The sequence below is a fragment of the Stutzerimonas chloritidismutans genome, from assembly GCF_020783375.1.
Lineage (GTDB): Bacteria > Pseudomonadota > Gammaproteobacteria > Pseudomonadales > Pseudomonadaceae > Stutzerimonas > Stutzerimonas kunmingensis.
Genome location: NZ_CP086067.1, coordinates 1416516 through 1426504 on the forward strand (window position 1 = coordinate 1416516; position 9989 = coordinate 1426504).

Annotated in this window: 12 protein-coding genes; 5 read left to right on the forward strand and 7 right to left on the reverse strand. The window is 59.9% G+C overall.

All coding sequences use genetic code 11. The features are described 5' to 3' along the window. Window positions 1-145: 145 nt before the first annotated feature. Both LLJ08_RS06560 and LLJ08_RS06565 read left to right on the forward strand, forming a co-directional pair. Window positions 146-1378: a virulence factor BrkB family protein gene (locus LLJ08_RS06560; protein WP_228208523.1), complete on the forward strand. Its 1233-nt coding sequence runs from the start codon at window positions 146-148 to the stop codon at window positions 1376-1378. 138 nt (window positions 1379-1516) lie between these two features. Further along, window positions 1517-1714 carry a hypothetical protein gene (locus tag LLJ08_RS06565; protein WP_003299047.1) on the forward strand — a complete coding sequence of 66 codons (198 nt, stop codon included), beginning with the start codon at window positions 1517-1519 and terminating at the stop codon, window positions 1712-1714. 1 nt (window position 1715) lies between these two features. Here LLJ08_RS06565 and LLJ08_RS06570 read toward each other — a convergent pair whose 3' ends face one another. Then, on the reverse strand, window positions 1716-2108 hold the full coding sequence (locus tag LLJ08_RS06570; RefSeq protein ID WP_228208524.1) for a hypothetical protein: 393 nt from the start codon (window positions 2106-2108) through the stop codon (window positions 1716-1718). A 221-nt stretch (window positions 2109-2329) separates the two neighbouring features. Here LLJ08_RS06570 and LLJ08_RS06575 point away from each other — a divergent pair, with 221 nt between their 5' ends. Further along, complete coding sequence (locus LLJ08_RS06575; RefSeq protein ID WP_228208525.1) at window positions 2330-2788, forward strand: TlpA family protein disulfide reductase; 459 nt, start codon at window positions 2330-2332, stop codon at window positions 2786-2788. Window positions 2789-2801: 13 nt separating this feature from the next. Here the strand turns inward: LLJ08_RS06575 and LLJ08_RS06580 are convergent, their stop codons facing one another. The 4 genes from LLJ08_RS06580 to LLJ08_RS06595 form a co-directional block, all read right to left on the reverse strand. Further along, complete coding sequence (locus LLJ08_RS06580) at window positions 2802-3374, reverse strand: lytic transglycosylase domain-containing protein (RefSeq protein WP_228208526.1); 573 nt, start codon at window positions 3372-3374, stop codon at window positions 2802-2804. 5 nt (window positions 3375-3379) lie between these two features. Continuing rightward, entirely contained in the window at window positions 3380-4312 is a 933-nt protein-coding gene (locus tag LLJ08_RS06585) for a hypothetical protein (protein ID WP_228208527.1), read from the reverse strand. Between the two features lie 9 nt (window positions 4313-4321). Continuing rightward, the gene (locus LLJ08_RS06590) at window positions 4322-6037 is read right to left on the reverse strand and encodes a proline--tRNA ligase (RefSeq protein WP_228208528.1); all 1716 of its coding nucleotides are present in this window, start codon (window positions 6035-6037) and stop codon (window positions 4322-4324) included. A gap of 162 nt (window positions 6038-6199) precedes the next feature. Next, the gene (locus LLJ08_RS06595) at window positions 6200-7441 is read right to left on the reverse strand and encodes an OprD family porin (RefSeq protein WP_101274767.1); all 1242 of its coding nucleotides are present in this window, start codon (window positions 7439-7441) and stop codon (window positions 6200-6202) included. Between the two features lie 433 nt (window positions 7442-7874). Here LLJ08_RS06595 and LLJ08_RS06600 point away from each other — a divergent pair, with 433 nt between their 5' ends. Next, on the forward strand, window positions 7875-8297 hold the full coding sequence (locus LLJ08_RS06600; protein WP_228208906.1) for an HIT family protein: 423 nt from the start codon (window positions 7875-7877) through the stop codon (window positions 8295-8297). Between the two features lie 2 nt (window positions 8298-8299). Next, window positions 8300-8506 (forward strand): SlyX family protein, encoded by a 207-nt coding sequence (locus LLJ08_RS06605; protein ID WP_228208529.1) that lies wholly within the window; start codon window positions 8300-8302, stop codon window positions 8504-8506. A 55-nt stretch (window positions 8507-8561) separates the two neighbouring features. On the opposite strand, the gene LLJ08_RS21010 is transcribed toward LLJ08_RS06605, so the two are convergent. Together LLJ08_RS21010 and LLJ08_RS06615 are read right to left on the reverse strand one after the other, a co-directional pair. Then, entirely contained in the window at window positions 8562-9161 is a 600-nt protein-coding gene (locus tag LLJ08_RS21010) for a cold-shock protein (RefSeq protein WP_272877198.1), read from the reverse strand. A 274-nt stretch (window positions 9162-9435) separates the two neighbouring features. Continuing rightward, entirely contained in the window at window positions 9436-9906 is a 471-nt protein-coding gene (locus LLJ08_RS06615) for a Dps family protein (RefSeq protein ID WP_228208530.1), read from the reverse strand. Window positions 9907-9989 lie beyond the last annotated feature (83 nt).

The window sequence follows — 9989 nt, forward strand, 5'->3', positions numbered from 1 at the left end:
TGAGGTGGCCATTCTAACCCCCAACATGGCGCTCACCGAAATGTGCAGCGCGGGTGATCCGGGCAGGCTTTCGGTCTGATCCGGGTCTTTTGACGATGAGCACTGTCGAGCCAACGGCTCCAGGCAGCTGTAACAAGGAGAAGGGATGCATCAGCGCATCGACAATGCCCTCGAGTTCGGTCGCTTCCTGGTTCGGCGCTTTTTGTCCGATCAAGGTCCGCATAGCGCGGCGGCCCTGACCTACACGACCCTGTTCGCCGTGGTGCCGATGATGACCGTCACGTTCGCCATGCTGTCGGCGATTCCCGCTTTCAAAGGTGTAGGCGAGCAGATCCAGTTCTACATATTCAACAATTTCATCCCGTCCACCGGCGCGACCATCCAGGAATATCTGCTTGCGTTCACCAGCCAGGCGCGGCAACTCACCTGGTTCGGGGTCGGGTTTCTCATGGCTACCGCATTGATGATGCTGCTGACCATCGAGAAGGCGTTCAATACCATCTGGCGCGTACGACAACCACGACGAGGGGTATCCAGTTTTCTGCTGTACTGGGCGATTCTCAGCCTTGGGCCGCTGCTGCTCGGCGCAGGATTTGCCACCAGTACCTACATCGCCTCGCTATCGCTGATTTCGGGGCCGTACGCGCTCATTGGCGTCGGCACGCTGATCAAGGTCATGCCTTTGCTGCTCAGCGTGGCGGCGTTCACCCTGATCTACGCCGCGGTGCCCAATACCCGCGTCCCGTTACGACATGCTCTGGCGGGAGGCATATTCACCGCTGTGTTGTTCGAGGCGGCCAAGCAGCTGTTCGGCCTGTACGTCAGCTATTTCCCGAGCTATCAGCTGATCTATGGTGCTTTCGCGGCGGTCCCGTTGTTTCTGCTATGGGTCTATCTGTCCTGGATGATCGTGCTCTTCGGCGCTGAGCTGGTATGCGGCCTGTCCTCATCGCAGCAATGGCGCCGTCGGCCGCTGCCACGTCTGCTGGTCATGCTGATGCTGTTGCGCAACCTGCACGAGCGTCAGCAGGAGGGGCGGGAGCTGCGCCTGCGCGATCTGCACAGGACCGGTCTGCGTCTTCCCGAAGATGAGTGGGACGACATACTCGGGTTCTTCGAACAGGAGCAGCTGGTCTGCCGGACGGGCTCCGGGGGCTGGGTGCTTTGTCGGGATCTGAACCACTACAGTCTGGATCAACTGTTGCGCTGCAATCCCTGGCCGCTGTCGGCACGTGTAGCGTTGCCCGAGCAGCTGGACGAACCCTGGTATCCGACGTTGCGCCAGTCATTGGAGCTGCTGCAGCAGGAGCAGGCCAGCCTGTTCGGTGGCAGCCTCGCCGACTGGCTGCAATCAGGTGGTGACAAAAATCGTCAGTAAGGGAGTGTTTGCGTGGAGACGCTGCGCTTAGTGGCAGGTTGTTCGAGCGATCGGATGCGTAAGTACAGGCCGTGGCGGCGCTTTCGAGGCGATGGCACGCTTCTGGCTATGGCTCGGAGTAGTTGAGGGGAAGACCTAATGGACGGCAAGCGCAGCACCATCCTGTATCTGCACCAGAGAGCGCCAGACGCGGCGCTCGAGGCATTGAACCGTCTTACCGGTCTTCGCTTTACGCAATGGCCTGAATCCCTGGTTGTCAGGGACGGGGAATCAACCGACGCCCCGCGCGCCGCATCGGCAAGCGAGCAGTTGGAGCCGAAAAAAGTCAGTGGCTGATTCAGGCCTGGACGGCTTTCATTTCGGCAGCTACGGGCTCGACCGGGTGGGCGAACAGCTCTTCGACGGTGATCGCAGCTACCGTGGCGGCTGGGCGCAGATGAATCTGCAACTCCTCGATCTTGTACCGGACTGGTAGCCGCGCGACGCCGGACAGCAGGATCTTGCCTACGCCATCGGTGCGGCCGTGATCGATGATCGCTTCTCGCTGCTGCTGTCCATCACGGTATTTGGCGACGAGAGACACCATGAGCCCTGCGTGGCTCTGTAGCTGCAGCCAGGCGGCGACATTGAATTCAGCTACGCGCCCGTCATAGGTAGTGAGGGCGATGGCAGCTTGCTCGACGATGCGTGAGGGTACTGTGCCGATCAGTTTGTCGTGGAGTTGGGACATGGCTTCGCTACTGGCATACGGTGATGGGGTGCGGAATTATAGGCAGCGCTGGTCCGGCAAAACTGTGCACTTGAGCGCCGCCGCGCGTGACCGGACTCGCAGAATGGCGAAAAGCGCGACGGTTACTTGGCGCCGCCACGGCCTGCGTCAGGATTGTTCAGAGCGTGCCATGGCGGCAACCTAGCGGTATCCTCGCGCCGTATACGTTAGGGATCAGCATCATGACCAAACCCATCGCCTCGTTACTGCTCCTGCTGAGCTGCCTGCTTCTGTCTGCTTGCGAAAAGGATTGGGGGCTCGACCAGCATGGGGAGGAAGTGACCGCAGCACAGCTGCAGGGGCAATGGCTGCTGATCAATTACTGGGCCGAATGGTGTGGTCCCTGCCGCACCGAGATTCCGGAGCTGAACGCCTTGTCCGAAACCGAGCGGGGACTGGCAGTGTTGGGTGTGAACTTCGACGAGTTGCGCGGCGAAGAGCTCGCTCAAGCCGCCAAGGCGCTGGGTATCGACTTCCGTGTGCTTAGTGATGATCCCGCCGAGCGTCTGCAATTGCCGCGTAGCGAGGTGCTGCCGGTGACCTATCTGGTTGACGACCAGGGGAAGGTGCGAGAGCGCCTGGTTGGCGAACAGACTGCCGAGGGCATCCTTGTGCATCTGGCGCGGCTGAAGGGCGAGTAGCCCGCCTGGTGACTCAGGGTTTGACGTACCAGAAATCCTGCCAGAAGCCGATCACCTTGGCCGGATAGCGATTCTGCCCTAGGCTGCCGTTGTAGCGCGCGAGCGCCCGGTTGATGTCGCCATTTTCCTTGTTCAGGTAATAGCTGAGGATGGTGCAGCCATAGCGAAGATTGGTGGCGTTGTCGGTGAGGTTGTCTTGCGGTCGACCCAGTTCCGCTTTCCAGAATGGCATCACCTGCATCATGCCCTGCGCGCCAACGCTGGAGATTGCAAATCGGTCGAATAGGCTTTCGGCATGGATCAGCGCCAACACCAGTTCCGGCTTCAGGCCCGCCTTGCTCGCCTCGCGATGCACGAGCCGGAGCAGCGACAGCCGCTCTTCGGCATCGGGGATGTAGCGCTTGAGTCGGCCGGACATGTCGACCAGCCAGACCTCTGCATCGAAGCGATCCTGAAAGCTGTCCGCCTCAGCGACTGTCCTCTGCATGAGGTCGCGGAGTTCGGGTTCGGGCGCTTGACGGATATTGGCTGCTGCCGGCAGGGCGCTCACCAGCAGCAATGCGAGAAGAGGAGCAGGCGTCTTCATCGGTTTCAGTTTCCGTTGCTGCCTTCGATCAGACTTTGCAGAAAGTGCTGTTGCAGCTCGGGGTCGTTGCGCGTCAGCTCTATCAGGCTCTGCTCCAGTTCGCTGGCTTCTTCTTCCAGACCAAGTTCGGACAGGCGCCGGACGCGATGCACCCATTGCGCGACGTCGTCGCCTTCCAGGTCATCGAAGATCAGGTCGTGAGCTTCTTGCAGCTTGCCGCGCAGCTTGTGGCTGACCAGCAGCGTGGCCTCGGCCCGGGTGCCATCCTGTTCATCCTCAACCGACAGCTGCAACTTGCCGATCTGCGTGACGTCCTGATCAGCGAACGGCCCGTCGAGAAGATTCAGGCGCAAGACGCCGTGACGATCGGTCGACAGCTCGTGAGTGTGCGGACCGGCGCTGACGAGCACCGGACGCTCCGCCCAAGGCAGGCTGGTATACTCGAGCCGCGCATCCCGGCGTTGCTCGTCGAGGCTGGCCAGGTTCTGCTGCGAGCGGCCATTGGACTCGGCGTTCATGAACGGGTTGATGCCGGCGAAGCCGTAGCTGATCCAGTCGCGAGTCGCGCTCTCTGGCATGTTGCCGAGCATCACCACGTTGAGCACGTTTGCGCCTACGCCGGCGACCACTGCGACGACGCCCAGCGGAATCTCGTACAGCTCTCGCCAGGGCTGGTAAGGCGTATAGCGATCGTAACGGCGGGTTACTTCGAAATCGGTGACTTCGAATGTCATCTGCTCTTGCACGCGGATACGTCGCTGCGGCAGTTCGAGCACTTGGGGCTCACCGAGTTCGATGCGCAGACTGTGGTCGAGCAGTTTGCGCTCGACGCGCGCCTCGTGCTCGCTGCGTTGCGGCAAGTGATTGGCGCAGCCGCCAAGGAGCAACGCCGCGCAGAGCGCGGCGCTGGTTGAAACGACAAGACGTCGGTTGAGCATGATTTCCGATCAGTGATGAGCACGCGAGTTGATGAAGGACAGGATGTCAGCAGTCGCGACCAGCTGAGGCTGCGCGTCGCGGCGGTGCTTGTATTCCAGGGTGCCGTCGGCCAGTCCGCGATCACTGATGACAATGCGGTGCGGGATGCCGATCAGCTCCATGTCGGCGAATTTGACGCCGGGGCTGGTCTTTTTGTCACGATCGTCGAGCAGCACTTCGTAACCTGCTGCGGTGAGTTCGGCGTAGAGTCGGTCGGTAGCCTCACGAACCGCTTCATTTTCGTACTTCATCGGTACCAGGGCGATCTGGAAAGGCGCGAGCGCGTCTGGCCAGAGAATGCCGCGGTCGTCGTAGTTCTGCTCGATCGCCGCGGCAACCACGCGGGATACGCCGATGCCGTAGCAGCCCATGATCAGAGTGGCCGGTTTGCCGTTCTCGCCCATCACCCGGCAGTTCATCGCCTCGCTGTACTTGGTGCCCAGCTGGAAGATATGGCCGACCTCGATACCGCGTTTGATTACCAGATTCCCCTGTCCGTCCGGGCTCGGATCACCGGCAACCACATTACGCAGATCGGCGATCTGCGGTAGCGGCAGGTCCCGCTCCCAGTTCAGGCCGAAGTAGTGCTTGTCGTCGACGTTGGCGCCGGCACCAAAATCGCTCATCAGCGCAACCGAGCGGTCGATGACGCAGGGAATCGTCAGGTTCAGTGGGCCCAGCGAACCGGGGCCGGCACCAATCGCGGCGCGGATTTCCGCTTCCGAGGCGAATACCAACGGGCTGGCAACCTGCTCAAGGTTGGCGGCCTTGATCTCGTTGAGTTCGTGATCGCCGCGTACGATGAGGGCGATCAGTTGGCCGTCTTCGACGCCATGAACGACCAGCGTTTTCACCGTTTTCTCGATGGCGAGGCCGAACTGCTCGACGAGTTCGATGATCGTCTTGGCATTCGGTGTGTCCACCAGACGCAGTTCTTCACTCGGTATCGCACGTTCGGTTTCGCGCGGAATGGCTTCAGCTTTCTCGATATTGGCGGCGTAGTCGGAGGTGTCGCTGAATGCGATGTCGTCTTCGCCAGACTCGGCCAGTACGTGGAACTCGTGCGAGCCGGTTCCGCCAATGGAGCCGGTATCGGCCTGCACCGGACGGAAGTCGAGGCCGAGACGCGTGAAGACGTTGCAATACGCCTCGTGCATGCGGTCGTAGGTTTCCTGCAGCGATTCCTGGGACAGGTGGAAGGAGTAGGCGTCCTTCATCAGGAACTCGCGGCCGCGCATGAGGCCGAAGCGCGGACGGATTTCGTCGCGGAACTTGGTCTGGATCTGATAGAAGTTGATCGGCAGCTGCTTGTAGCTGTGAAGCTCGTTGCGTGCCAGGTCGGTGATGACCTCTTCGTGGGTCGGGCCGACACAGAATTCGCGATTGTGGCGGTCCTTCAGACGCAGCAGCTCCGGGCCGTACTGCTCCCAGCGGCCGGACTCCTGCCAGAGCTCGGCTGGCTGAATGGCCGGCATCAGTACTTCCAGGGCGCCTGCCTTGTTCATTTCCTCGCGAACGATGGCCTCGGCCTTTCGCAGCGCACGCAGCCCCATCGGCATCCAGGTGTAGAGACCGGACGCCAGCTTGCGAATCATCCCGGCACGCAGCATCAGTTGGTGACTGATGACCACTGCATCGGATGGGGTTTCTTTGAGGGTCGAGAGCAGGAACTGACTGGTGCGCATGTGGCCGTTGTGTCCTTGCAGAAGAGGCTGGAATTTGGCTCGGCATTGTACGGCGCGCGCATTGCGGCGTACAGGACGGGGCGCCGCGCTGGATGTGCGGTGAAACGAAAGAGCCCGGCTTTCGCCGGGCTCCGTTTGCATCGAATGGTCCGAGCGCCTGGGTTACAGGATGCTCAGCGGGTATTCGATGAATGCACGGATCTCGTTGAGGTCCGGGCTGTAGTAGTCACGCATGTCGCTGTTGGAACGGTAGATCGAGTTGCGCAGCTTCAGCGACAGATCTTTTGCCGGGCCGCTCTGTACGACGTACTGGACCTGGTTGAAGAACTCGCGTTCCTTACCTTCGCCAGTGCCGGTGTCTACGTTGTCGCCGTAGACATAAGCGGTTTTCCAGAACAGGCCGGGAACGCCGTAACCGCCGAAGTCCAGCTCATAGCTCGCCTGCCAGGAACGCTCGTCCTTGGAGTTGAAGTCGGAGTAGTAGGAGTTAGCTACCCAAATGGAGCTGCCGCCGTCGCCGATGTCATAGCGATAGTCACCGTCACCGGTAACGCGCTGGTGAGCGAGGATGAAAGCATGCGCGCCAGTTGAGTACTTGGCTGCGAGACTCCAGATGGTGGTGTCTTCGGTTTCGCCGAATGTTTCTTTGTCGTACTTGTTGTCGTAAATGTTGAAATCGAACGCGAGCGATTGATCGCCGCCGAACGGCATGACGTAATTAACGTTGGCGTACTTCTTCTTGGCCACGTCTTCGTTGTCAGCGTAGTAGAGCGACGTGCTCAGGTTCTCGTTGAATGCATAGGTACCGCCTACGACATCAATGCTCTTCAGGCCTACGTCATCGCGGCTGGAAGATGGCATGGAGCTATCTGCGGTGAAGCGACCGGCATTCAGCTCGAGGCCTTCGATCTCATTGCTGGTGATCAATGTGCCAGTAAACGACTCTGGCAGCAGGCGCGAGTCGTCATAGGCGAGCACCGGCATCATCGGCATCTGGTTGCCGTACTTGATCACGGTGTTGGAGAACTGGGCTTTGATAGCTGCGCCGGCCTGGGAAAGGTCGCGCTCCGGCTCGTTGTTGGAGTCGCGCTCGAACATGGCGGTATAACTATAGCCTTGGCCGCCATCAAGGCGAACGCCCAGCAGGCCATAGGCGTCGACGCCTACTCCGATGGTGCCTTGGGTGAAACCGGACTCGAAGGTAGTGATAAAGCCCTGGCCCCAGCTCCGTACGTCGTCGGCACCATCCTTGTAATCACGGTTGTAGTAAGTGTTGCGCAGCAACAGATCTAGGCTCGCATCTTCGACGAATCCCTTGGACTCCGACTGCTGGCTGGCCAACGCCATCTGGGAGGTGCCCGCCGATACGGCCAGGGCGATTACGCTCCACTTCATCACTTTCATTGTGATTGCTCCTTTGGTTTAAAAACGGTGCTTACCTTGCCGCGCACGGGCGGAAAGGGTGCAACTTCTTAGTCCCGCATCAGGCTTTAGCCAATTTTGGCTGCTCTCGCGAAAAGCCATCCAGAGAATGTACTGTTTAGCTCTAGTGCAGCGCTAGAGCAAGCTGTGTGACGCTGATTGCGGTGTTTTGAAGGCGCCCCTAGCGTTCGCATAGATCGTCTAGCAAGAATCGTACTCAGAATTCATGATCGAGCTAATCGGGCGTTGCGGAGAAATATTGGAGCCGCATTGCACTGAAAGGCGGCGCGTTTTCTCAGGTCAGGCACCAATCTTGTGCGCGGTTGCCAGGTTGTCGTCTGGGATGTCTGAGGTATCCTTTTTACCTGTTTCCTACGGCGCATTCGCGCGGGGTTTGCTTCGCAAGGGGAGTCTTATGTTTGTACTTGATTCACGTCTGGAGCAGGACACGTTGCTGCTTGGTGACTTCCCGCTCTGCCGGTTGCTGTTGATGAACGACGCCCAGTATCCCTGGTTCATTCTGGTGCCGCGTCGCGAAGAGATTAGTGAGTTGTTTCAGCTGGATGCGGCTGATCAGCTGGCGCTGTGGAAGGAGGCCACTGCGCTGGCCGAGACCGTCAAGGACACCTTCGGCGCCGACAAGATGAATGTCGCCACGCTTGGTAATGTCGTCGGGCAGCTGCATATGCATGTCATTGCGCGGCGACGCGATGATGCTGCCTGGCCAGCGCCGGTGTGGGGCAGACATCCGGCGAAGCCTTACAGTGACGAGCAGGTGGCAGCCATCAGGAACAAGCTAAAGTTGGTGCTGACCGATCACTTTCGTTTTGGAGTATGACTGTGGGCCTTGAATCGAGAGTGATGGATCTGGAAACGCGTCTGGCGTTTCAGGACGATATGATCCAGACGCTGAACGATGTGCTCGTCGAGCAACAGCGGATCATGGAGCGTCTGCAGCTTCAGTTGCGCGCACTGGCAAAACGTCAGGAGGAAATGCAGGTTCCAATGGACGCTGGTGAGGACGAGGCGCCTCCACCGCATTATTGAATTGAGAAACGGGGCGGCGTGGTGACTTCGCCCCGTGGCAGCTTGCTCGGTCGTCCTACTCGATCGGGACGACGTCTTCGGCCTGCAGTCCCTTGTCCCGCATCATGATGGTGAACTCCACGCGCTGGCCCTCGACCAGGACGCGGTGTCCTTCGCCGCGGATGGCGCGAAAGTGGACGAATACGTCATCTCCGCTGTCCCGGGAAATGAATCCGAACCCCTTGGATGTGTTGAACCATTTCACGGTGCCAGCCTCGCGCCCTGCTGCCGATGGCGCGCGGGGGTTTGTGCGAGCCGGTTTTGCCTGCTTGCTCAGGCCGCGTGGCGTGGCGAGGTTTAGCAGCACGGCCACAAGGGCGAGCAGCAGGCTGGCGAGTGTTGCGGGCTGGCCGGCGATCTGCGGCAAAGCTACAAGTACGATGACGGCCTGCAGCGCGATAGACAGGAGCAGCAGCGCTGACGCAGCGATTATGACTGGCCGGGTGCGGCTGTCGATCAACTGGGCAGATGGGGCGAATTGAACGTTCAGCAGGCCAAGCATCAGCAGGCACAAGGCGTCGGGTTGCAGCAGTAGTGGCATTGCGCCGCGCAGGCTTGGAACAAAGGACAGCAGCAGGGCAATGACGCCCGCCAGAACATGGACGATCTTTAACATTCTTGTATGGCTCACGGTTGATAACACGACAGAGAAGCCGCAGGCCTGGAGCTCGTGGAAAACGTTCGTCGGGTCAGGGCTGAACACTGTTCGAGAAACCGCGCGGGTCCGGGCTGCAGCGCGGCGTATTTAACAGGAAAGGAGGAGGGGGCTCAAATGAGCCTGTTCGCCGTCGTGGCTTCGGGTGCGGAGAATGCTCGAAGACGGGCTGTTTCGTAGCAGATGCGTTGCGATCTGGGCAGAGCGCATGTGGCGCTCCGCCCAGTAGCGAAACTTAGGCCGAAAGCAGGCTGCGCAGCATCCATGCAGTTTTTTCGTGGCTCTGCATGCGTTGAGTCAGGAGGTCGGCGGTCGGCTCGTCGTTGACCTTGTCCAGTAGCGGGAAGATACCGCGGGCGGTTCGTACAACGGCTTCCTGGCCTTCGACCAACAGCTTGATCATCTCTTCGGCGGAGGGGACGCCTTCCTCTTCCCTGATCGAGCTCAGGCGGGCGTATGCCGCGTAGGTGCCCGGCGCCGGGAATCCCAGCGTGCGGATGCGTTCGGCAATATCGTCCACGGCGATGGCGAGTTCGGTGTACTGGGTTTCGAACATGGTGTGCAGCGTGTTGAACATCGGCCCCGTGACGTTCCAATGGAAGTTATGGGTCTTCAGATACAGGGTGTAGGTGTCGGCGAGCAGGCGCGACAGGCCCTCGGCGATGGCTGCCCGGTCCTGTTCGGCGATGCCAATGTTGATTTCCATGTTTTTCTCCTGGTGGATGGTTCAGCCGTTAGTTATGCCAGAAAAATGCGTGGTGTTGTGAAGCGATACGTTTCTGGTCGAAT

Excerpts from the sequence above, each read along its gene's own strand:
- LLJ08_RS06560 (WP_228208523.1), top strand. The coding sequence starts at position 146 with ATGCATCAGCGCATCGACAATGCCCTCGAGTTCGGTCGCTTCCTGGTT.
- LLJ08_RS06565 (WP_003299047.1), top strand. The coding sequence starts at position 1,517 with ATGGACGGCAAGCGCAGCACCATCCTGTATCTGCACCAGAGAGCGCCA.
- LLJ08_RS06570 (WP_228208524.1), bottom strand. The coding sequence starts at position 2,108 with ATGTCCCAACTCCACGACAAACTGATCGGCACAGTACCCTCACGCATC.
- LLJ08_RS06575 (WP_228208525.1), top strand. The coding sequence starts at position 2,330 with ATGACCAAACCCATCGCCTCGTTACTGCTCCTGCTGAGCTGCCTGCTT.
- LLJ08_RS06580 (WP_228208526.1), bottom strand. The coding sequence starts at position 3,374 with ATGAAGACGCCTGCTCCTCTTCTCGCATTGCTGCTGGTGAGCGCCCTG.
- LLJ08_RS06585 (WP_228208527.1), bottom strand. The coding sequence starts at position 4,312 with ATGCTCAACCGACGTCTTGTCGTTTCAACCAGCGCCGCGCTCTGCGCG.
- LLJ08_RS06590 (WP_228208528.1), bottom strand. The coding sequence starts at position 6,037 with ATGCGCACCAGTCAGTTCCTGCTCTCGACCCTCAAAGAAACCCCATCC.
- LLJ08_RS06595 (WP_101274767.1), bottom strand. The coding sequence starts at position 7,441 with ATGAAAGTGATGAAGTGGAGCGTAATCGCCCTGGCCGTATCGGCGGGC.
- LLJ08_RS06600 (WP_228208906.1), top strand. The coding sequence starts at position 7,875 with ATGTTTGTACTTGATTCACGTCTGGAGCAGGACACGTTGCTGCTTGGT.
- LLJ08_RS21010 (WP_272877198.1), bottom strand. The coding sequence starts at position 9,161 with ATGTTAAAGATCGTCCATGTTCTGGCGGGCGTCATTGCCCTGCTGCTG.
- LLJ08_RS06615 (WP_228208530.1), bottom strand. The coding sequence starts at position 9,906 with ATGGAAATCAACATTGGCATCGCCGAACAGGACCGGGCAGCCATCGCC.